The 21,819-nt window shown below is 67.5% G+C and carries 20 protein-coding genes; 8 read left to right on the forward strand and 12 right to left on the reverse strand.

The window, feature by feature from the left end:
• Positions 1–9 precede the first annotated feature (9 nt).
• Positions 10–2,205: a YccS family putative transporter gene (gene yccS / locus AVTE2539_RS04440; protein ID WP_284408496.1), complete on the forward strand. Its 2,196-nt coding sequence runs from the start codon at positions 10–12 to the stop codon at positions 2,203–2,205.
• Positions 2,206–2,247: 42 nt separating this feature from the next.
• Here yccS and AVTE2539_RS04445 read toward each other — a convergent pair whose 3' ends face one another.
• Both AVTE2539_RS04445 and AVTE2539_RS04450 read right to left on the reverse strand, forming a co-directional pair.
• Positions 2,248–3,360 (reverse strand): hypothetical protein, encoded by a 1,113-nt coding sequence (locus AVTE2539_RS04445; RefSeq protein WP_284408497.1) that lies wholly within the window; start codon positions 3,358–3,360, stop codon positions 2,248–2,250.
• A 452-nt stretch (positions 3,361–3,812) separates the two neighbouring features.
• A complete protein-coding gene (locus tag AVTE2539_RS04450; RefSeq protein ID WP_284408498.1) occupies positions 3,813–4,637 on the reverse strand; it encodes an SDR family NAD(P)-dependent oxidoreductase in 825 nt (274 codons plus the stop codon).
• 444 nt (positions 4,638–5,081) lie between these two features.
• Here AVTE2539_RS04450 and AVTE2539_RS04455 point away from each other — a divergent pair, with 444 nt between their 5' ends.
• Positions 5,082–5,648 carry a TetR/AcrR family transcriptional regulator gene (locus AVTE2539_RS04455; RefSeq protein WP_284408499.1) on the forward strand — a complete coding sequence of 189 codons (567 nt, stop codon included), beginning with the start codon at positions 5,082–5,084 and terminating at the stop codon, positions 5,646–5,648.
• A gap of 22 nt (positions 5,649–5,670) precedes the next feature.
• Here AVTE2539_RS04455 and AVTE2539_RS04460 read toward each other — a convergent pair whose 3' ends face one another.
• On the reverse strand, positions 5,671–7,131 hold the full coding sequence (locus tag AVTE2539_RS04460; protein WP_284408500.1) for an AI-2E family transporter: 1,461 nt from the start codon (positions 7,129–7,131) through the stop codon (positions 5,671–5,673).
• A gap of 251 nt (positions 7,132–7,382) precedes the next feature.
• Here AVTE2539_RS04460 and AVTE2539_RS04465 point away from each other — a divergent pair, with 251 nt between their 5' ends.
• The gene (locus AVTE2539_RS04465; RefSeq protein ID WP_284408501.1) at positions 7,383–8,021 is read left to right on the forward strand and encodes a hypothetical protein; all 639 of its coding nucleotides are present in this window, start codon (positions 7,383–7,385) and stop codon (positions 8,019–8,021) included.
• A complete protein-coding gene (locus AVTE2539_RS04470) occupies positions 8,018–8,563 on the forward strand; it encodes a FlgO family outer membrane protein (RefSeq protein WP_284394834.1) in 546 nt (181 codons plus the stop codon). Before AVTE2539_RS04465 ends, AVTE2539_RS04470 begins: the two co-directional genes overlap by 4 nt.
• A 182-nt stretch (positions 8,564–8,745) precedes the next feature.
• Here the strand turns inward: AVTE2539_RS04470 and flhC are convergent, their stop codons facing one another.
• The 5 genes from flhC to AVTE2539_RS04495 form a co-directional block, all read right to left on the reverse strand.
• Positions 8,746–9,288 carry a flagellar transcriptional regulator FlhC gene (gene flhC / locus AVTE2539_RS04475; protein WP_272564393.1) on the reverse strand — a complete coding sequence of 181 codons (543 nt, stop codon included), beginning with the start codon at positions 9,286–9,288 and terminating at the stop codon, positions 8,746–8,748.
• A 67-nt stretch (positions 9,289–9,355) separates the two neighbouring features.
• Positions 9,356–9,685: a flagellar transcriptional regulator FlhD gene (gene flhD / locus AVTE2539_RS04480; protein WP_092740590.1), complete on the reverse strand. Its 330-nt coding sequence runs from the start codon at positions 9,683–9,685 to the stop codon at positions 9,356–9,358.
• Positions 9,686–9,918: 233 nt separating this feature from the next.
• Positions 9,919–10,818, reverse strand: coding sequence for a sulfurtransferase (locus AVTE2539_RS04485; RefSeq protein ID WP_284405919.1), 900 nt, complete (start codon positions 10,816–10,818; stop codon positions 9,919–9,921).
• 129 nt (positions 10,819–10,947) lie between these two features.
• Positions 10,948–11,859 (reverse strand): DMT family transporter, encoded by a 912-nt coding sequence (locus tag AVTE2539_RS04490; protein WP_284408502.1) that lies wholly within the window; start codon positions 11,857–11,859, stop codon positions 10,948–10,950.
• A gap of 89 nt (positions 11,860–11,948) precedes the next feature.
• Entirely contained in the window at positions 11,949–13,088 is a 1,140-nt protein-coding gene (locus AVTE2539_RS04495; protein ID WP_284408503.1) for an aromatic ring-hydroxylating oxygenase subunit alpha, read from the reverse strand.
• A 298-nt stretch (positions 13,089–13,386) separates the two neighbouring features.
• Here AVTE2539_RS04495 and xseB point away from each other — a divergent pair, with 298 nt between their 5' ends.
• The 4 genes from xseB to AVTE2539_RS04515 all read left to right on the forward strand — a co-directional run bounded on the left by xseB (position 13,387) and on the right by AVTE2539_RS04515 (position 17,983).
• Positions 13,387–13,629, forward strand: a complete 243-nt coding sequence (gene xseB, locus AVTE2539_RS04500; RefSeq protein ID WP_272564389.1) for an exodeoxyribonuclease VII small subunit — start codon at positions 13,387–13,389, stop codon at positions 13,627–13,629.
• Positions 13,630–13,637: 8 nt separating this feature from the next.
• Positions 13,638–14,579, forward strand: a complete 942-nt coding sequence (locus AVTE2539_RS04505; RefSeq protein WP_284409420.1) for a polyprenyl synthetase family protein — start codon at positions 13,638–13,640, stop codon at positions 14,577–14,579.
• 134 nt (positions 14,580–14,713) lie between these two features.
• The gene (gene dxs / locus AVTE2539_RS04510; protein WP_284408504.1) at positions 14,714–16,603 is read left to right on the forward strand and encodes a 1-deoxy-D-xylulose-5-phosphate synthase; all 1,890 of its coding nucleotides are present in this window, start codon (positions 14,714–14,716) and stop codon (positions 16,601–16,603) included.
• A gap of 300 nt (positions 16,604–16,903) precedes the next feature.
• Positions 16,904–17,983, forward strand: a complete 1,080-nt coding sequence (locus AVTE2539_RS04515) for a TRAP transporter substrate-binding protein (RefSeq protein ID WP_272548513.1) — start codon at positions 16,904–16,906, stop codon at positions 17,981–17,983.
• A gap of 122 nt (positions 17,984–18,105) precedes the next feature.
• Here AVTE2539_RS04515 and AVTE2539_RS04520 read toward each other — a convergent pair whose 3' ends face one another.
• From AVTE2539_RS04520 to AVTE2539_RS04535, 4 genes are all read right to left on the reverse strand, one after another.
• Positions 18,106–18,621 (reverse strand): hypothetical protein, encoded by a 516-nt coding sequence (locus AVTE2539_RS04520; protein ID WP_284408505.1) that lies wholly within the window; start codon positions 18,619–18,621, stop codon positions 18,106–18,108.
• Complete coding sequence (locus AVTE2539_RS04525) at positions 18,618–20,204, reverse strand: TRAP transporter large permease (protein WP_272564386.1); 1,587 nt, start codon at positions 20,202–20,204, stop codon at positions 18,618–18,620. Before AVTE2539_RS04525 ends, AVTE2539_RS04520 begins: the two co-directional genes overlap by 4 nt.
• Positions 20,205–20,252: 48 nt before the next feature.
• Positions 20,253–20,792 carry a TRAP transporter small permease subunit gene (locus AVTE2539_RS04530; RefSeq protein ID WP_272564385.1) on the reverse strand — a complete coding sequence of 180 codons (540 nt, stop codon included), beginning with the start codon at positions 20,790–20,792 and terminating at the stop codon, positions 20,253–20,255.
• A 289-nt stretch (positions 20,793–21,081) separates the two neighbouring features.
• On the reverse strand, positions 21,082–21,792 hold the full coding sequence (locus AVTE2539_RS04535; RefSeq protein WP_284408506.1) for a mechanosensitive ion channel family protein: 711 nt from the start codon (positions 21,790–21,792) through the stop codon (positions 21,082–21,084).
• Positions 21,793–21,819: the final 27 nt, after the last annotated feature.

Raw genomic sequence — 21,819 nt, forward strand, 5'->3', positions numbered from 1 at the left:
AAAACGGCAATGGCAGGGTGGGCAAGGCGCCTGTGGGCGCAGGATGCGCTGGTGTACGGCGTGCGCGTGTTCATCGCGCTGAGCGGCGCCATGGCCGTGTGTTGGTGGCTGGACCGCGTGCCGCTGGTGACGCCGATCTTCCTGGGCATCATCGCCAGCGCCATCGCCGAGACCGACGACAACTGGCGCGGCCGGCTGCGGGCGCTGCTCGTCACGCTGGCCTGCTTCGCCACCGCCGCGTTCTCGGTCGAGGCCCTGATGCCGTGGCCCCTGTGGTTCGTGGCGGGCATGGCCGTGTCCACCTTCGGCTTCACCATGCTCGGCGCCGTGGGCGAGCGCTACCGCGCCATCGCGCTGGCCACCGTCATCCTGGCGCTCTACACCGCCATCAGCGTGGCGCCCGGCTCCCAGCGCGGGGGCGGCCCGGCCTTGGGCTTCAGCGTGCCCACCTGGCTGCTGGCCGGTGCCACCTGGTACGGCCTGCTGTCGCTGCTGTGGTGCGCGCTGTTCCCGCACCAGCCCGTGCGCCAGAACCTCGCCAAGCTCTACGGCGTGCTCGGCGCCTACCTGCGGCTCAAGGCCAGCCTGTTCGAGCCCGTGCGCGGCGTGGACGTGGAGCGCCGGCGCCTGGCGCTCGCCCAGACCAACGGCCGCGTGGTGTCCGCCCTCAACACCACCAAGGAAAGCATCTTCAGCCGCCTGGGCGCGCGCCGCGAGGCGCCGCCCCCCACCGGCCGGCTGCTGCGCCACCTGAACCTGTATTTCATCGCGCAGGACATCCACGAGCGCGCCAGCTCGTCGCACCACCACTACAACGACTGGGCCGACGTGCTGTTCCACAGCGACGTGCTCTACCGCTGCCAGCGCGTGCTGCAACTGCAGGGCGTGGACTGCACCCGCCTGGCCGAGGCTTTGCAGACGCACGAGCCCTTCGTGCGCGACCCCGCCGGCGAGCGCGCCATGGCCGACCTGCACGACTCCATCGCCCACCTGGAAAGCCAGCGCCAGAGCGCCTGGCAGCGCCCCCTGCGCAGCCTGCGCGCGCTGGCCCGCAACCTCGCCACGCTCTCCGGCCAGCTCGACGCCGCCACCCACCCCGATGGCGGCGAACGCCTGGGCGACAGCAGTTTGCTGGACCGATCGCCCCGGTCGCTGGCCGATGCCTGGGGCCGCGTGCGCGCGCAGCTGCACCCGGGCACGCCGCTGTTCCGCCATGCCACGCGCCTATCGCTGGCGCTCGCGGCCGGCTGCATCGCCATGCAGCTCATCGACCCCGTGCACGGCTACTGGATTCCGCTGGCCACGCTGTTCGTGTGCCAACCCACCTACGGCGCCACCGTCACGCGCGTGTCGCAGCGCGTCGCCGGCACCGCCATCGGCCTGGTGGTCGGCTGGGCGCTGCTCAAGCTCTTTCCCAGCCCGCCGCTGCAGGCGCTCTTCGCAGTGGCGGCGGGCGTGCTGTTCTTCGTCACCCGCACCACGCGCTACCTCACGGCCACCGCCGCCATCACGCTGCTGGTGCTCATGTGCTTCAACCAGGCCACCGGCGAGGCCCACGCGCTGATCCTGCCGCGCCTGCTCGACACGCTGATCGGCAGCGCCATCGCCACCGCCGCCATGATGGTCGTGCTGCCCGACTGGCAGGGCCGGCGCCTGGCCGCCGTGGCTGCGCAGGCCCTGCAGGCCAACGGGCAGTACCTGCGCGAGATCATGTCGCAGTACGCCACCGGCAAGGACGACGACCTCGACTACCGCCTGGCCCGCCGCACCGCCCACAACGCCGACGCCGCCTTCTCCACCGCCCTGTCGCACATGCTGCGCGAGCCCCGCCACGTGCGCTCGCATTCGCAGGCCGGCATGCGCATGCTGGTGCTGTCGCACACCCTGCTCAACTACCTCTCGGCGCTGGGCGCGCACCGCGGCCAACTCGCCGAAGGCGTGGACGACCCACTAGTACAGGAGGGCGCCCGCTACGCCGTCGAGCGCCTCGAAGCCGTCGCCCGCGCCCTGCGCACCCGCGACGCCCTGGAGGGCGACCCAGCCCACGGCGAAACGCTGGCCACCGCGCTGGAACAGGCCGCCGATGCCGCACCGGACACCCTGCGGCTGGTGCAGACGCAACTGGCCCTGGTGTGCCGGCAATTGGCGTTGCTGCAGGCCCTGGCTACGCAGCTGGCGGCGCGCGCTCCGGTGGCGCAGCCATAGCGGGAGCGTGGCACTCGGCCGGCGGTGCAGTGCGGATGCGGTTTAAGTTGGCAACGACAAGGGTTTGGGCTTCCAGTCTGGCGATGTGGGCCATTCCTGCGCTAACAGGGAGTCTCGGGCGCCTTTCATTGCGTCGACCACCTCAGGCTGAGTGGCTTCCTTGATGGACAGGCCCATGCTGATGGCCGTTCCGCTCGCTTCGATGTCGGCATGTATGCCTGCCTGGGTTGCAGAACGTGTGGAGGCATCTTGCAGCAGGTCCAAGTCGAGGTTCAGTGGCACGCTGCTTTCTGCGCCAGGCGCCCCTCTTCTGTCGAAATTCTCCTGTGCAAGCGCGTCGGCACGTTCGGTGATTTCGTATAGCACAGGGTCTCGGGCCACCTGCTGCACCATGTGTGCGACAACCTGAGCCAGCCAAGCTTGAGTTTCGGCACCAACGAACTCCGAGCGTGTTTCTGTGGCGGCATTCGCCAGATGAGAGTCCTCGCGCAAGTGGACTGGGGTTCTCATCCAACCGTCGAGGATGACGTCGTCATCCCTCAGCTCATTGGAATCTACGCGCCCCTCTGCCCAGGCGTGGTCTATGCCGACTGAGCGGGCGATGCGAACGGCGCTCGGCGATGGTCCATCCTGCATCAGGCTGTCGGCGGCAACACGGGCATGTTCCCCGCAGTTGCCTGAAGCAAAAGCCCGGGCTGCGACTGTCTTTGCGATGTACTGTATCGCTTCACCGGCGGCATGCTTGTCCGGAAAGTGGGCTTTCAGTTCAGCGGCGAACTGCTTGGGCCAGCACGCATTCAAGCGCATCATGCGTTGCGCCAGAAGGCTCGGTTTTCCAGCATTGGCTGGCCGGGTGTACGTCAACCCGCGCGTTAAAAATTCAACGGCGTCCCGCTGCAATTGCACGGCAACATAGGGTGCACCGTCATTCGCAGCGATGTCTGCCGCGACGTTTCCGCGCCCCAGCGCTAGTGAAGCAATGCCTCTGGCCAGCGCAGTTTGACCTTGTTTTAGCCTATCAATGGCAGCAGGATCGTCAATTCGGCGTCCTGCGGAAGCGCGTACATGCAAGTACCCGGCAAGAGAGAAGTCAACCTTTTGAAGTGCCTTTTTTGAAATCGCGCGGTCGCCGCGTGAGGCTGGATCTTGGTGCAAAGCCTGCTCGCCTGCCCGGGGTGCTGAGAGACTGCCAGTGTTGGAGCGAGGCCGCATCGTGCCGTGTCCTTGAGTAAGGTGCTGGGCCCGTGGCGGTAAAGCGGGCGAGCTTGCCTGAGAGCTAGATCTCGCCGATGTGCTGGGTTCGCTCGATGGAGCCGTGGGTGCCGAGCGGGCACGTGGTGCTTCGGTGATCTTCAATCGGTTCTCCTGAGAGGATCAGGATATTGGCGTCTCTTCATGACGCTGTGTGAGTTCACGAAGCCTCTTGCACCGTTACGAACAACGTATGAACCAGCTGCTTGGCGGGCAGAAAGAGTCTGAATTTTGCCCGCTCAATCTCCCAGCAACTTCCCACCCCCGCCCGCAAAGCCCTTCACCCGGTCGCAGACGTTTTCACTGCCCTCATCACACGGATGCGCAACTGCAAGCACCTACCCGCAGGGGCGCTGTCAATTGCCTTTTCGAGCCGGCAGCGCCAGCCGTGGCTTACCCAGCACCTGGGTCGCGACCCGCGACGCGAACCGCCGCGTCAGGAAACGCACACCGAAGCACGACAATTTGTTGAACAGTCCGGGCACTAGCGTGCGCTGGCCGCGCAGCATCCCGCGGATCGCGGCGTGCGCCACGAATCCTGCACTTTTCGTCGACGCGTTCGCGATCCACGAATAGTCGCCACCACCGGAGGCAGCGTGGAATGCCGTCTCGGTGCCGCCAGGACAGATGCAGGTCACCGACAGCGGTGTGCCGCGGTGTTCGTCATGCAGCGCTTCGCTGAAGTTGCGCACGAAGGCTTTCGATGCTGCATACAAAGCCATATTCGGCACCGCCTGGTAGGCGCCAGTCGATGCGATGTTCATCAGGTGCGAGGGTTTGCTGCTGTTCTTGTGCGCGTCGACAAAACAGCGCGAAAGCGCGACGAGCGAGGTCATGTTGAGTTGGATGAGTTCTGCATCGCGTGCCCAGTCGACTTCGTCGAAGCGCCGGAAATAGCCGAACCCGGCGTTGTTGATCAGGATGTCGATCGGGCCGCTGGTATTGGCAGCTCTCCACAGTGCAGGCACGGTATCGGGTTTGCCCAGATCCGCGATGACGATCTCGACCTTCACGCCTGTGCAGGTGGCAGCGACTTCGTCGAGCGCGTCTCGGCGCCGCGCTGTCAACACCAGATCGACGCCAAGCGCCGCCAATTCGCGAGCCATTGCCGCACCAATGCCGCTGGATGCGCCGGTGACCAGCGCACGCGTGCCTGGCTGGGGAGTGGTTTGGGTGCTCAATTCTTTCTCCTTGTGGGGCGGAATTGCCCGCGAAGTCAGGGTGGGTGAGTGCTTGCCTGGCTGGTTGTGCCTGTCTTCCCGCCCGGAAGGCGTGAGGGAGCGACGGAGGTATATCTATGATACATAAATAATATATCGTCGATATATGAATTGCCGAAGCGTGGATTGGTCTGCAGACGGTTGCCGGGGCCATGCGATGCAGATAGAGGTGCGGTATGTTTTGGTCGGTTCGACTCGCGACAAGCCGCTGGTTTATTCCCGAGGCGTCGTCTCCAATGCGCAGTCGCTGCAAGCGGCAGAAGTAACATGGCGCCGATGCGGTGTGCGGATGGACTGCGAACGTTTTGTGCATCGGTTCGCTGTGCCAGTTCGCATGAATTGCCGCCTTGGTCGCGCCGACTTTCCGCCCTCGGCATTCCTTCAAACGCGTTTTCTGAATTCACCGTGGCATCCGATACCGAGACTGCAATTTTTCAAGCTGCTGCGGCACTGCTGGACACGCACGGACCTGCAGGTCTGACGACCCGTGCCGTTTGCGCGGCTGCCGGCATCAAGGCGCCCACGCTCTACCATCACTTCGGCGGTAAAGACTCTCTGGCGATGGCGCTTGTCCGGCACGGCCGGGCCGAGTTCATGTCACGCAGGCGCTCCCCGAAAGCGTCTGACGATCTGATGAAGCAGTTGCGAACGCATTGGGACGATGCGGTCGACTTCACCTTCAAACGCCCACACCTCTACGCCCTGCTTTACGAGCAAGCCCAGCGCCATCCGGAGTTGCTCGTCGAAACCTTCGCCGACATGAAGGCGCTCGTCCAGCGCTTAGTGGATACCGGTCGCTTCAAGGTTCCGGTGGAAGATGCTGCGCGTGCCATCTTGGCCGCCTTCAACGGGGTCCTGTCCCTGCGGCAGGTGAGCACAACCACACCCCGCGAAATTGCAGGCACGAGCGACCTGATCTTCAATGCCCTGATGACGGAACTGGGCCGTGCGCCCGGCTCGGTCTCTCGTTAGCCGATGCCGTTTTCGACCTCTTTCAATCCCCCAGCAGTTCCCCCACCGCCCGCAGATCCTCCACCCGGTCGCAGATCGCCTTCACGGCCATCATCACCGGAATGCCCAGCAGCAGGCCCCACAGGCCCCACAGCCAGCCCCACACCAGCACGCTGACGAACACGGCCACCGGGCTCATGCGGCTGGTCTTGCTGGTGAGCCAGGGGGTGAGCAGATTGCCCACCAGGGTGTGGATGACGAGCGATGCGCCGCCGATAGCCAGCGCCATGTCCACGGTGCCGAACTGCAGGAAGGCGACCAGCGCCGAGGCGCCCGTCACCACCACCGAGCCGATGTAGGGCGCGAGGTTGAGCACCCCGGCCACCACGCCCCAGACGGCGGGGTTTTCCAGCCCGAGCAGGGCGTACACGGCGCCGGTGGCCACGCCCACCAGCACGCTGGTGAGCAGCTGCACCAGCAGGTAGCGCTGGATCTGGCCGGTGATGTCGTCCAGCACCGCCATGGTCACCTTGCGCCGCTCCAGGCTGTGGCCGGCGATGCGCATGAGCTTGCGCCGGAACAGGTTGCCCGATGCGAGCGCGAAGAAGGTCAGGAAGATCACCACGGTGAGCTGGCCGGCGGCCGAGGCCAGACCCATGGTGCCGCTCCACACATAGTCGCGGATGTTGAAGGGCGCGCGCTCGATCACCACGCGCTGCACGCCGCGGCGCGTCTGCGGCGGAATGCTTTCGGTGGCGGCCTGCTCGATCTGCGTGGCGGCCTTCTGCATGGTGTCCAGCGGGCTGGGCCCGCCCACGCGCTGGCGCATGGCATCGCGCACCTTGCGCGCGGCCACGGGCACCGAATCCACCAGCTCGGCCGCGCCGTCGCTGAGCGACCAGGCCGCGCCGCCCAGGCTGCCGACGATGCCCATCAGCAGCACCCCGGCCCCGAGCCAGCGCGGGATGTGCCAGCGGTGCAGGGCGGTGACCGCCGGGTGCAGCGCGGTGGTGAGCAGCACGCTCAGCATGAGGGGAATGAACACGGCGCTGGCCCAGTGCAGCAGTGCGACGGTGGCGAACAGGGCCAGCAGCGCGAGCGACATGTTGCGCACGTCGATCGGCATGTTCAGCATGAAGCCCGGCGCCCCGGGCAGGGCCGCGGCGGCAGCGGCCGCCGAGGGCATGGCGGGTGCCGGGGATGGTGATGGGTGCGGTTCGGCGTGCGGTGCTGCGGGCGAGGCCGGCAGCGCGGCGGGTGCGGAAGGGGCCGTGGAGGCGGGCGGGTTGGCCGATCCCTCCGAGGCCCTGGAGGCCAGGGGTTCGGGCGGCACATCGTCGCCCGGCTCGGGCGCGGCGGTGGGTGCGGATGCGGGGGTGGAGGGGGAGATGTCGGAGTGGTCGGGCGGGTCGCCGGCCGGAAGCTGCCCTGTCGTCGCGGAGGTGGGTGGAAGTTGGCGCGCCAGGGGCGGCGTGGGGGGCAGGGGGGCGGCGGGGCGGGACATGCGCGGATTTTGTCGCAACGCCGCTCGAACGCCGCGTAGGCGAGCACCGCAGCAGCGGGGCCGGCGCGTGCGGGAAACCCCGGGTGAAGAGGCCCCCAAGCCCCCTGGCAACGGGGGAAAAGCCGCGCTGTTCGGCCGATGCCTTGCGCGGGCGGCCGCTAGCATTTGCGGTTATGGAATCTCTCGAAAAACGTGCACGCCCGGCCGCCCGGGCCCCGGCGCAGGGCCGCGAATCCGCTGGCGTGGGGCGTATGGCACCTGCACGCTGGCTGGCGGGCGGGTGCCTGCTGTCCGCTGCCGCGCTGCTGGCCGGCTGTGCGGCGCCTGATTTGCCGCGCGACGAATTGCACGCGCCCTCCGCGCAGAAAACCGCGCGCGCCGTGCAGCACTGGGACGTGCTGGCCCGCGACGTGGCGGAGCGCACGGCGGTGCGGCTGCGCGACTGGCCGCCGGGGGAGTACCCGATCTATCTGCTGCCCGCCCAGGGCGACGGCTTCGACGCGGGCTTTCGCTCGCTGCTGGTGACGCGCCTGGTGGACCGAGGCATCACCGTTTCGACCCAGCCGACCGGCGTGCGCATGGCGGTGTCCACGCAGGTGGTGCAGCACCAGGGCGGCGGTGTGTACGCGCCGCCGCGGGTGCGGCTGTCCGAGGGCGTGGCGGTGGTGCGCGATGCGTCGGGCGCCTACGTGCCGGCGCCGGACGTGCTGCTGGTCAGCGGCACGGCGCGCACCGAAATTTTGGTGACCACGTCCATCGAATCGGACGAGCGCGTGCTGGCGCGCACCAGCGACGTCTATTCCATCGACCAGGGCGACGTGGCGCTGTACCTGCCGCGCGTGCCGGCGGTGGCGGCCACGCCGGTCAAGACGTGGCGGGTGGTGCCATGAGGCGCCGCACCGTGCTGGCCGGCGCGCTGGCGGGCGCCGCGGCGGTGGCCTTGCCGGGCTGCGCGCGGTTCTACTACGGCAGCGCGGCCGCGGGCGGCGTGCAGACCGACCTGCTCGAATTCAATCAAAAGGCCGCGGACATGCTGCTGCAGGGCGCGCCGCTCGATCCGCGCCAGCCGGTGCTGGTCTCCACGCTGGTGCACCTGGACCGGCTGAACGAGTCGTCCCGGCTGGGACGCCTGTGCTCCGAACAGATCGCCGGGCGGCTGGTGCAGCGCGGCGTGCGCGTGACCGAGCTGAAGCTGCGCGAGAACCTGGTCATGCGGCCCGGCGACGGCGAACTGCTGCTCTCGCGCGAAGTGCGCGAGGTGAGCCGCGCCCAGGCGGCGCAGGCGGTGGTGGTGGGCACGTACGCGGCCACCCCGCAGACGGTGTACGTGAGCCTCAAGCTGGTGAGCCCCGAGGGCAACGCGGTCATGGCGGCCTACGACTACGCGCTGCCGGTGGACTCGGACATCCGCATCCTGCTGGCGATGCGCTGACGGGCCGGTGGGCGGATGGGGGCTGTGGGCGGTGGCGTCCCGACCGTCACGGCGCGCCCATGAAAAAACCCGGCCAGGGCCGGGTTTTTGAATGTTTGGTTTGCTATTGATTTTGTAGCGAAATGCCCTAGTGGAATATGTGCTGGAAGGCTTTTTGGCTCAAAGCCTGGTGGAGCAGGGGCTCAATGCAGCATCAGCGCGCCGGCCGACTTGCTCTTGCCGGCACGGGCGGGCGGGTTGCACAGGCCGCAGGTGTAGTTGCGGGCGTTTTCGTACAGCTCGGTGACGAACTGGCCGCTGCACTGCGAGCAGGCGGTGCGGGTCAGCATGCCGGCGTCCACGAACTTCACCAGGCGCCAGGCGCGGGTGAAGGACAGCAGGGGTTCGATCTCGGCGGTGGTGACCTGCTCGTTGTACAGCCGGTAGGCCTTGGTGAGCAGTTCCACCGAATCCAGGTCCACGCCCTTGGACAGGTATTCGTAGATGTTCAGGAACAGCGAGCTGTGGATGTTCTCCTGCCAGGTCAGGAACCAGTCGGTCGAGAAGGGCAGTTGGCCCTTGGACGGCGACTTGCCGGCGATCTCCTTGTACAGCCGGATCAGGCGCTCGTAGGACAGCGTGGTTTCCGACTCCAGCACCTGCATGCGGGCACCCATCTGGATCAGCATGGCGGCGCGTTCGATCTGCTTGGATTCGTTGAGGACGCTCTTGACGGGTGCGGACATGGCTGGCTTTCGAAGAAGGGTGGGCGGCGGCAGGCGGGCGGGGCGGTGAGGGCAGCGGGCGCTGCGCTCAGAGCACTTCGGACACGCGGCTGGCCATCAGGATGTTGGCGTGCAGCGTGTTGGTCGCTTCGTTGCCGACCTTCTTCGGGGTGTTGTGGTTGGTGAGCAAGCTCCACACCAGGTTGTCGTCCACCCGGAAGCTGCACAGCAGCGTGTTGCGGGAGGCCAGCTTGAGCACCTGCGCGGCCGACAGCGAGGCGAGGATGTCGGCGGCGTCTTCGTTCAGGCCCAGACGGAAAACAGCTTCCGCCTTGTCCTGGCGGATCAGGGTCTGTGCCAACATCAGGTAGGTGAGGTTGGCTTCGCGGATTTCAGCGAGAAGTTGTTCGGAGGTCATGGTGAATCCTTTTCCTTTAACCGATCTGGCGGGGTTCATGCGGTTTGCATGGTTTCGCGATCCGTTGAAATGGATTGTGAATTCAGCCCAATCAAAAATTAAGTCGGGGTTTGGATGTGCAGCGTGTCTGGTCGGCACACCTGGTGTGTAGGAATTTGCCTTACAAAATCCGCAGCGGGTGTCCGACCCTGGAGAGGGGAAGGCCTGCTGCACGGCCGGCCCTCCCGCAGGGGTCAGCCGCGCTCCACGGGGCGGTCAGGAGCGCTGCACCATTCGCTCCAGCTGCCGGCAAACAGCGTGGTTTTTCCGAAACCGGCCAGTTCCATGGCCAAGACATTGGGGATGGCGCTCACCCCGCTGCCGCACTGGTGCACCACCGTGCCGGGCGCGCGGGCGCCGAGCAGGGCCTCGAACTCGGCGCGCAGTTGCGCGGCGGGCTTGAAGCGGCCATCCGGCCCGAGGTTCTCGGAGAACGGGCGGTTCAGCGCGCCGGGAATGTGCCCGGCCACGGGGTCCAGCGGCTCGACCTCGCCGCGGTAGCGGGCGGGCGCGCGGGCATCGATCACCGTCTGGCGGTCCTGCCCCAGGGCGGCCTGCACGTCCGCCGCGGTGGCCAGCTGGCGCAGGGGCTCGCCCAGCTTGAAGTTGGACTGGAAATGCGCCGGCTCGTCGCCGCTGGCGAGGTCCCCGCCCGCCGCGGTCCAGGCCTGCAGGCCGCCGTCCAGCACCGCCACCGCATCGTGGCCGGCCCACTTGAGCATCCACCACAGGCGGCCGCAGTAGTTGGCGCCGTTGCGGTCGTACACCACGGCCTGCATGCCGTTGGTGAAACCGATGCGCGAGAGCCAGGCTTCGAGCCGGTCGCGGTTGGGCAGGGGGTGGCGCCCGCCCGATGCGGGCTGGTCCGCCTCGGTGGCGACGATGGTGCCGCCCGCGCCGGGTGCGCCGTGCTTGGCGCTCAGGTCGCGGTCCAGGTGCGCGTAGAGCGCGCCGGGAATGTGCGATTCGCGGTATTGCTGCTCGCCCAGCGAGGGCTGCGTCAGGTCGAACGTGCAGTCGAAGACCATCCGCGGCGCGCCGCTGGCGATGAGGGATTGCAGTTCGGCGGCGGAGATCAGGGTGGTGTACGGCATGGGACTGAATCAATCGGTGGCGGACAAGCCCTTATTGTGGTCCGGCGCGGCGGGGCCGTGCGTCGGACAGGCCTGACGGGCGGGCGCGCCCTGGGGCCACCCGGCTGCGGCAGCGCCGGGCCGGCGGCCTCAGTGCTCTTCGGCCGGCGCGCCGGGGGCCGCGCGCGCCCGCAACACGGTGGCCACGATGCCGCTCACCACGATGAGCGCCATGCCGGCCCAGCCGATGGCGGGGATGTCGTCGCCGAACAGCAGCACGCTGTACAGCCCCGCGAACACGATGCCCGAATACTGCAGGTTGGCCACCACCAGCGTGCCGCGCGAGGTGCGCGCGCTGGCATAGGCCCGCGTCAGGCACAGCTGGCCGGCCGCCGCCAGCACGCCGATGGGCAGCAGCCACAGGCTGGGCCAGCCCGGCCAGTCGGACATGCCCGTGAGCAGCAGGCCCGCGCCGCCGGCCACCGCCGAGCCCACCGCGAAATAGAACACCGTGCGCGTCTCGGGCTCGCCCAGGCGCGACAGCGCCATCACCTGCATGTAGGCGAACGCGGCGGTGAGGCCCGACAGCAACCCGATCAGGCCGGCGAACATCTGATGCTGGTCGAGGCTGGGGCGCAGCATCATCACTACGCCGGCAAAGCCCACCATCACGGTGAACACCAGCGTGCCCTGCAGCGGCGGACGCGAACTGCTGCTCGAGGGCCGCCAGGCCAGCAGCGCGCCGCCGACCAGAAACGCCGCGATCCACACGCTGCTCATGTAGTTGAGCGTCATCGCGGTGGCCAGCGGCAGGTGCGCGATGGCGTAGAACCACGAGCCCAGCGAGACCACTCCCACCAGGCTGCGCCACGCGTGCATGCCCGGGTAATGCGTGCCCAGCTTGACCCGCTGCGAGCGCGCCAGCGCCCACAGGATCGCCATGCCGATGATGCCGCGGTAGCACACCAGTTCGGCGGAGTTGAAGTAGGCCGACGCGACCTTGACGCACACGCCCATGCTGGCGAAGAGGAACGCGGCCAACACCATCCAGAGCGCTTGCATGGGAATGAGGGGGTTTGGAGTGAAAAAGGCCGCATGCCCTAGTGGATCATGCGGCAGTAGCTATTATTTTTATAGCAATCGGATCGACGTCAGCGCTGGGGCACCGCATCGCCCATGGCGGCGCGGTACCACTCGTGGAAGTGCTGCATGCCGTCTTCCATCGGGCTCTGGTAGGGGCCGACCTCGTTGTCGCCGCGCTCGTAGAGGGCGCGGCGGCCGGCGTCCATGCGCTCGCCGATCTCGTCGTCCTCGATGCAGGTTTCCATGTAGGCGGCCTGCTGGGCTTCGACGAACTCGCGCTCGAAGGCGGTGATCTCCTCGGGGTAGTAGAACTCCACCATGTTCATCGTCTTCGTCGGGCTGACGGGGTGCAGCGTGGAGACGGTGAGCACGTGCGGATACCACTCCACCATGATGTGCGGGTAGTAGGTGAGCCAGATCGCGCCGCGCTCGGGCAGCTTGCCTTCGCGGTACCGCAGCAGCACGTCGTGCCATTTTCGGTAGATGTCGGACCCGGGCTTGCCGAAGGTGGAGGCCACGCCGACCGTCTGCACCGAGTAGTGCTTCTGGAACTCCCAGCTCAGGTCCTCGCAGGTGACGAAGTTGCCCAGGCCCGGGTGGAAGGGCCCCACGTGGTAGTCCTCGAGGTAGACCTCGATGAAGGTCTTCCAGTTGTAGTTGCACTCGTGCATTTCCACGCGGTCGAGCGAAAAGCCGTCGAAGCTCAGTTCGGCGCGCGGCCCCATGCCGGCCAGGTCGGCGCTGATGTCGCGGCCGTTGTCCTCGAACAGGAGGCCGTTCCACTCGCGCAGACCGTAGTTGTTGAGGTTCAGGCAGGGGTCCTGCGCGAAGTGCGGGGCGCCGAGCAGCTGGCCGCCGGGCGAATACGTCCAGCGGTGCAGCGGGCACACGATGTTGCCGCCCGCATGGCCCTTGCCGTGGCCCTGCAGGGTGCCGCGGCCCTTGAGCATCACGGCCTGGCGGTGGCGGCACACGTTGGAGATCAACTCGACGCCGCCCTGCGCGTTGCGCACGAGCGCACGGCCCTCGCCTTCCTGCGGCAGGGCGTAGTAGTCGCCCGCATCGGGCACGGAAAGCTGGTGCCCCACATAGCGGGGCCCGCGCTGGAAGATGGTCTCCAGCTCGCGCTGGAACAGCGCTTCGTCAAAGTAGCTTGAAACTGGTAGTTGGCTTGCGGCCTGCTGCAGTTGAAGACTTAAATCAGACATGGGTGACCTGACCTAAAGACTCCCCACAGGGAGGGTGCGTGAAGTGCACACGGAAAAAAAGAAACCGGCATGCAAGCCGGCCCGAAGGGAATGGGATTGTAGCCGGTGGGGTTATTTCCGCTCCCCCCGTATGTGTATTGGCCGGACATGCTTGAGCGCGCCGGGCAAGGCTTGCGCGCCGATGGTGTCGCCAAGGTGCCAGCCATTTTCCACGTGCCGCCCACCCGCCGCCGCCCGCCCGAAGGAGGGTGCGCCTAAAATCGCCCGTTTTACCTGCGCGTTCGCCGCCCCACGTTCCATGCCCAAGGCCTCCGCCGTTCCCCCGAAACTCCCCGAACCCGCCAGCTACGAAGCCGCGCTGGAAGAACTGGAGCAACTCGTGGGGCGCATCGAGTCGGGCCAACTGCCCCTGGACCAGATGCTCGCGGGCTACCAGCGCGGCGCGCAGCTGCTGGCCTTTTGCCGTGGCCGGCTGGAAGCGGTGCAGGACCAGATCAAGGTATTGGACGAAGGAGCGCTGCAACCATGGACGCAGGAGTGACCCCCACCATGGCGGCAGTACCGACCCCTCTCGGCCCATCCACCGTGCCCACCGCGCTTCATACCCCGTTCGACCTCGGCGCATGGAGCCATGCGCAACTGGCGCGCGTGGAGGACGCCCTGTCGCGCTGGGTGTGCAGCGATGCGCCCGCGGGCCTGGGCGAGGCCATGCGCTACGCCGTGCTCGACGGCGGCAAGCGCCTGCGGCCCCTGCTGGTGCTGGCCGCCTCGGAGGCCGTCGGCGGCCTGGACGAAGCGGCCCTGCGCGCGGCCTGCTCGGTGGAGCTGATCCACGCCTATTCCCTGGTGCACGACGACATGCCGTGCATGGACAACGACGTGCTGCGCCGCGGCAAGCCCACGGTGCACGTGCGCTTCGGCGAGGCCCGCGCGCTGTTGGCCGGCGATGCGCTGCAGGCGCTGGCCTTCGGCCTGCTCACGCCGGAGGGGCCGCAGGTGCCGCCTGCGATGCAGGCCACGCTGTGCCGCATGCTGGCGCAGGCCGCCGGTGCCGACGGCATGGCCGGCGGCCAGGCCATCGACCTGGCCAGCGTGGGCCGCGCTTTGAGCGAGGCTGAACTGCGCCAGATGCACCGGCTCAAGACCGGCGCGCTGCTGCAGGGCAGCGTGGTGATGGGTGCGGCCTGCGGGCAGGCCGCGCCGGCCGCCCTGGCTGCGCTGTCGCAGTACGGCGCCGCGTTGGGGCTGGCCTTCCAGGTGGTGGACGACATCCTCGACGTGACGGCCGATTCGGCCACGCTGGGCAAGACCGCCGGCAAGGACGCCGCGAGCGACAAGCCCACCTACGTATCGCTGCTCGGGCTCGAACGCGCCCAGGCGCACGCCGGCGAGCTGCGGGTCGAGGCGCACGCCGCGCTGGCTGCGAGCGGCCTGCCCGACACGCGCGCGCTGGCGGCGCTGGCCGACATGGTGGTGAACCGCTCGCACTGATGATGGCGGCGTGCTGCGTGCCCTGTGCCGCCATCCCCGCAGACCTCCCCGGTGGCCCCGGCGCACCGGCCCGCACAATGAACGGTCTGCAGCGCTTGCCTGCATGGCGCAAGCAGCTCCTCAAAAAATAGCCTATGTCCACGAATTCCTTTCCCCTGCTGCAGACCATCAACGACCCGGCCGACCTGCGCCGCCTGTCGCGCGCCGAGTTGAAGGACCTGGCCACCGAACTGCGCGCCTTCGTGCTCGACAGCGTCTCCAAGACCGGCGGACACCTGAGTTCCAACCTGGGCACGGTGGAGCTGACCGTGGCGCTGCACACCGTGTTCGACACCCCGCGTGACCGCCTCGTGTGGGACGTGGGCCACCAGACCTACCCCCACAAGATACTGACCGGCCGGCGCGACCGCATGGGCACGCTTCGCCAGTTCGGCGGGCTGTCGGGCTTTCCGCAGCGGGCCGAGAGCGAGTACGACACCTTCGGCACGGCACACTCCAGCACCAGCATCTCCGCCGCGCTCGGCATGGCGCTGGCCGCCAAGCAGCGGGGCGAGAACCGCCATGCCGTGGCCATCATCGGCGACGGCGCCATGACGGCGGGCATGGCCTTCGAGGCGCTGAACAACGCCGGCGTGGCCGATGCCAACCTGCTGGTCATCCTGAACGACAACGACATGAGCATCAGCCCGCCCGTGGGTGCGCTGAACCGCTACCTGGCGCAGCTCATGAGCGGCCATTTCTACGCCGCCGCCAAGAACGTGGGCAAGACCGTGCTCAAGCCCGTGCCGCCGCTGCTGGAGTTCGCCAAGCGGCTGGAGCAGCAGGCCAAGGGCATGGTGGTGCCGGCTACGCTGTTCGAGAAGTTCGGCTTCAACTACATCGGCCCCATCGACGGGCACGACCTCGACTCGCTCATTCCCACGCTGGAAAACATCAAGGGCCTCAAGGGCCCGCAGTTCCTGCACGTGGTCACCAAGAAGGGCCAGGGCTACAAGCTGGCCGAGGCCGATCCGGTGGCCTACCACGGCCCCGGCAAGTTCGACCCCCGCGTGGGCCTGACGCAGCCCGCCACGCCCCCGAAGCAGACCTTCACCCAGGTCTTCGGCCAGTGGCTGTGCGACATGGCGGCCAAGGACGAGCGGCTGGTGGGCATCACGCCCGCCATGCGCGAAGGCTCGGGGCTGGTGGAGTTCGAAAAGCGCTTCCCCGGCCGCTACTACGACGTGGGCATTGCCGAGCAGCACGCGGTGACGTTCGCCGCAGGCATGGCCTGCGAGGGCGTCAAGCCCGTGGTGGCGATCTACTCGACCTTCCTGCAGCGCGCCTACGACCAGTTGATCCACGACGTGGCCCTGCAGAACCTGCCCGTGGTGTTCGCGCTCGACCGCGCGGGCCTGGTCGGCGCCGATGGCGCCACGCATGCCGGCGCGTACGACATTCCTTTCGTGCGCTGCATTCCCAACATGAGCATGGCCTGCCCCGCCGACGAGCGCGAGTGCCGCCAGTTGCTGACCACCGCCTTCGAGCAGGACCACCCCGTGGCCGTGCGCTACCCGCGCGGCAGCGGTGCGGGCGTGGTGCCCCTGGCCAGCCTGGAAGGGTTGCCGTTCGGCAAGGGCGAGGTGCGCCGCACGGGCGCGGCGCCGCAGGGCCGGCGCATCGCCATCCTCGCCTTCGGCACGCTGCTGTACCCCGCGCTGCAGGCGGGCGAGGCGCTGGACGCCACGGTGGTCAACATGCGCTGGGCCAAGCCCATCGACACGGCCCTGCTGCTGGAAGTGGCCGCGAACCACGAGGCCCTGGTGACGCTGGAGGAGGGCACCACGCTGGGCGGCGCCGGCAGCGCCGTGTGCGAGGCCCTCAACGCCGCGGGCGTGGTGCGGCCGGTGCTGCAACTGGGCTTGCCCGATGCGTTCATCGAGCATGGCGACCCCGCCAGGCTGCTGGCGCTGCAGGGGCTGGATGCGGCAGGCATCGAGCAGTCCGTGCGCGCACGGTTCCTGGCACCGTCCGCTGCCGCCTGAGACCGCCGGACCCGTTCCGAGACCGAGACGGCCCGAGGTGGATGGGCCTTCGCAGACGCGGCGTCGGCGCTGATGCCTAGGTCCCCGAGGCGCCCGCTGTCGATCTCCGCGAAGGGCGCGCGCCCGATGCTTGCAGAACCCTGAATGGGCGAAACGGGTGGGTTCTTTCACGGGAAAACCCGCAAAACCCGCTGGGGGCATGTTCCTACAATCGTCCTCGGCCCACACAGTTTCTTGCCCTGGGCGCACGGTGCCCACCAGCGCCGGGTTCTGCCAACAATATCTCGGAGATCAATCCTCATGGATCGTCGTTCAATCATCAAGCACGCCGGCATCGTCGGCGTGCTGGCCGCGGGCGCGGCCCCTGCTGTGCATGCGCAGGCCAACATCCGCTGGCGCCTCGCTTCGAGCTTCCCCAAGTCGCTCGACACCATCTACGGAACGGCGGAGGTGTTCTCCAAGAAGGTCAGCGAAGCCACGGGCGGCAAGTTCCAGATATCGGTGCATGCCGGCGGAGAGCTGATGCCCGCCTTCGGCGTGGTGGACGGTGTGCAGAGCGCCTCCGTCGAAATGGCCCACACCGCCCCCTACTATTTCTACGGCAAGGACCCGACGTTCTGCCTGGGCTGCGCCGTGCCGTTCGGTCTGAACGCGCGCCAGATGAACGCATGGATGTACGAGGGCAACGGCCTGAAGCTCATGCGCGAGTTCTACGCCAAGTACAACATCATCAACCTGCCGGGCGGCAACACGGGCGCGCAGATGGGCGGCTGGTTCCGCAAGGAAATCAAGTCGGTCGCCGACCTGAAGGGCCTCAAGTTCCGCACCAACCCGTTCGCGGGCAAGGTGCTGGAGCCGTTCGGCGTGATCCCCCAGTCCATCCCTGGTGCCGACCTGTACCCCGCGCTGGAAAAGGGCACGATCGACGCGCTGGAGTGGGTGGGACCGTATGACGACCAGAAGCTGGGCTTCAACAAGGTCGCGCCGTTCTACTACTACCCCGGCTGGTGGGAAGGCGGCCCGCAGCTGGACTTCTACATCAACACCAAGGCCTGGGAAGGCCTGCCGGCCGAATACAAGGCCGTGGTGGAAGCTGCCGCCTCGCACGCCCACGTGACCATGCTCGCCAAGTACGATGCTCGCAACCCCGTGGCCATCAAGCAACTGGTGGGCTCCGGCACCAAGCTGCGCCCCTTCACGCAGGACGTGATGAACGCGGCCTTCAAGTCGGCCCAGCAGATCTACTCGGACCTGAACAACAGCAACCCCGAGTGGAAGAAAATCTACCCCGACTACTCCAAGTTCCTGGCCGACCAGAATGCCTGGTTCCGCTTCACCGAAGGCACGTTCGACCGTTTCATGCAGCAGCAGAAGCTGTGAGTGCTGCCGGGGCTGCAACGCCCTGGCCGAAGTGAAAAAGCCCCGCCGGGCAACCGGGCGGGGCTTTTTGCTGGGGGCTTGTTCGAGCGGTCTATCGGCGGCCGTAGGGGGCTGGCATTAGTTCACGCGGGCGGGGTGGCCGACAGGGCCTTGTCGCTGCCTTGCCGCACCACCGCCTCGCCGAAGGCCACCAACAAGGCCGGGTCGGCCGAATGCACCCAGGCGATGCTGCCGTTGCGTCGGCGCACGAGCATGCGGGGCGCCACGATGCCGCTCAGCCAGGGCCAGTGCACGATCTTGAAGGTGGCCACTTCGCGGATGTGCACCTTCTTGTCCCACAGCCACGATTGCAGCAGGGCGTCGCCCGTGAAGCGCGTGCGGCTGAACACCATCCACCAGCCCACCCAGGCGATCAGCACACCGGCCAGACAGAAGGTGGCCAGGCTGGTGAAGGGCCACTGCGCGCCGCGCAGCGCGGGCACAGACCAGGCCGCGAACGCGCCGAGCGCCACGACGATGGCCACGGCCAGCCCGCGCACCGCCGGCGGGTAGGCGGCGCTTTCCAGCCAGGTGCCCTGGGCACCGCCCGGTGCGTCCGTTGCATCCGCAGGGGGCACTTTCGGGGAGTTGCCCGTCATTGCGGCGTGCTGGCCGCGCCCTCGGCGGGTGCGGCGTCCGGTGCTGGCTCGGGCACCGGCATGGCGGGCTCGGCACCGGGTTCGGCGGCTGGGGCGGCGCTGCCCGCTGCGGGCTTTTCTCCGGTGCCGAACGGGTCATCCATGTTGATTGTGGGCTCGGCGGACGAGTCGGCCGGCATCTCGAGCTGCACCTTGTCCAGGTCGACCACCTGCTCCTTGTCCAGGAAGACGGTCACCGTCTGCGGGAAGAAGATCACGATCGCCACCAGGATCAGCTGCATGATCACCCAGGGGATGGAGCCCAGGTAGATGTCGCTGGACTTGACCGGTCTGTCGATGCGTTTTTCCTTGAACAGCGTGTCGGAGATGCCGCGCAGGTAGAACAGCGCGAAGCCGAAGGGCGGGTGCATGAAGCTCGTCTGCATGTTCACGCACAGCAGCACGCCGAACCACACCAGGTCGATGCCCAGCTTGTGCGCCACGGGGCCCAGCAGCGGCAGGATGATGAAGGCGATCTCGAAAAAGTCGAGGAAGAACGCCAGGAAGAAGATGAAGATGTTCACCACGATCAGGAAGCCGATCTGGCCGCCCGGCAGGTCGCTCAGCAGGTGCTCGATCCAGATGGCGCCATCGACGCCCTGGAACACCAGCGAGAACACGCGCGAGCCGATCAGGATGAATACCACCATGGCCGTGAGCCGCATGGTGCCGTCCATCGCTTCCTTGATGAGCTGCCACGTGAGCCGCTTGTGGATGGCCGCCAGGATCAGCGAGCCCACGGCGCCCATGGCACCGGCTTCGGTCGGCGTGGCGATGGCGTGGTCCATGAAAGGCAGGCCGCCCATGGAGCCCAGCACCGCGAAGATCAGGATGGCCGAGGGAATGATGCCGCGCAGGCACTTGCCCCACAGGGCCCAGCCGTGCAGCGTGCGCGCCGTTTTGGGCAGGCCGGGCACGTACTCGGGGCGGAAGCGGCCGAGCAGGAAGGTGTAGATGGCGAAGATCAGCACCTGCAGGATGGCGGGGCCCCAGGCGCCCTTGTACATGTCGCCCACCGAGCGGCCGAGCTGGTCGGCCATGACGATCAGCACCAGCGAGGGCGGTACCAGCTGCGTGATGGTGCCCGAGGCCGCCAGCACGCCGGTGGAGTAGCGCATGTTGTAGCCGTAGCGCATCATGACCGGCAGCGAGATCATGGCCATGGCGATCACCTGGCCGGCCACGGTGCCGGTGATGGCCCCGAGGATGAAGCCCACGATGATGACCGAGTAGCCCAGCCCGCCGCGCACCGGGCCGAACAGCTGGCCCATGGAGTCGAGCATGTCCTCAGCCAGGCCGCATTTCTCGAGCACCGCGCCCATGAGCGTGAAGAACGGAATGGCCAGCAGCAGGTCGTTGGACAGGATGCCGAACATGTTGATCGGCAGGTTGGCCATGAAGTTGGCCGGGAACCAGCCCATCTCGATGGCGAAGAAGCCGCTGAACAGGCCCAGGGCCGCGAGCGAAAACGCGACCGGGAACCCGATCAGCATGATCACGATCAGCCCCGCGAACATGATCGGGGCAAAGTTTTCCATGTGCATTCTGGTGTCGTCCTGAGAGAAGTCGGTGGGGCAGGGGCGGGCGGGTGCTTACTGCACCGGCTTCTCGTAGTGCGTGTTCATCTGGATGTCGCCGCGCAGGTAGGCCACGCGCTTGATGATCTCGGCCACGCCTTGCAGGAACATCGCGCCGAAGCCCAGGGGCATCAGCAGCGCGGCGGGCCAGCGGATCAGGCCGCCGATGTTGCCGGACATCTCGCCCGACACCAGCATGTGCCAGAAGAACGGCGCCGTCAGCCAGGTGAGCAGGCCCATCACCGGCAGCAGGAAGACGATCAGGCCGAACAGGTCCACCAGCACGGGCTTCTTGCCGCGCAGCCGGCCGTAGATGATGTCCACGCGCACGTGCTCGTTGAGCTTGAGCACCAGCGGCGCGCCCAGCATCACGGTGGTGGCGAAGAGGTACCACTGGATCTCGAGCCAGGCGTTGGAACTCATGTCCAGGCCGTAGCGGATGATCGCGTTGGTGGCGGAAATCAGAGCGGCGGCGAGCACGGCCCATCCGGCCACCTTGCTGAGCTTGGTGGAAATCCAGTCCATGCCCATGGCCAATTTGAGGAGTCCTGACACGGTTTGTCTCCTGGAGAACTTGGGGAATTATTGAAATACGGCGGCCCGGCCGCTGCGTGTGGACGCAGGGCCGGCAGTGGCGCCGATCGTACTCCCGGGCTGCTGAAAAAAGCCTGACGCTGGGGGGTGGGGTTTTCCCGTGCGGCTTGGCCCTGCGCGCCGCGCCATGAAACAGCAGGGCAAAACAAAACCCCGCGGCACAGCGCGGGGGTGGGGTGCCCAGGGGGGGCGTGGAAAGTGCCGTCTCAGCAGCCTGGCGGGCAGCGCCGTTGACGCGGCCGGGCCGGTGTCATGGAATGCGGTGGTCGTCGCCCGCGGGGCCGTCGCCCGGGCCGCGCTTGCGGGGCCACCAGTGCTCGATGCACTCGGCCGCGCGGTCCTTGCCCCCTAAGCCGAAGGCCAGCGCCAGGGCGAACACCGCGCCGCCCAGCACGATGAGGAAGCTCTGGCGCACGATGTCGCCGCCGATGCGCAGGTGGTCGAGCGCGATCAGCACGACGAAGGCCACGATCGCGTACTGCGCCAGCTTGCCGAGCAGCACGGTTTCCTTCAGGCCGCTGCGCCGGCCCTGCGCGGCCACCATCTCGCCGACGAAGCGGCCGAAGTAGGCCCCCAGCGCGAGGATGATGAGCGCGATGAACAGGTTGGGCACGAACCACACCACGCGGCTGAGCAGCGCGGTCACGTAGCTCAGGCCCAGGCCGTTGAAGGCGATGAGCAGGGAGGCGAGGATGACCAGCCAATAGACCAGGATGCCGAAGATGCTGGTGGTGTCGCCCTGCACGCCGCCTTGCTTCAGAAAGCCGTCGAGCCCGGCGCGCTGCGTGAGCACCTGGAAGTTGATCGCGCGCAGCCCGCGGGTCACGGCAAAGCGCGCCGCCTTGGCCACCAGCCAGCCGGCTGCGACGACGAGCAGGGCGATGAGAAGCCGCGGCAGGAATGCGCTGACCTGCAGCAGCATGGCGCGGGCCGGTTCCAGATGAATACTGAAATTTTCCATGGAGGGTGCCCTCAATTGATCGGGTGA

The organism is Acidovorax sp. SUPP2539 (assembly GCF_030158975.1).
In the GTDB taxonomy this organism is placed as follows: Bacteria; Pseudomonadota; Gammaproteobacteria; order Burkholderiales; family Burkholderiaceae_C; genus Paracidovorax.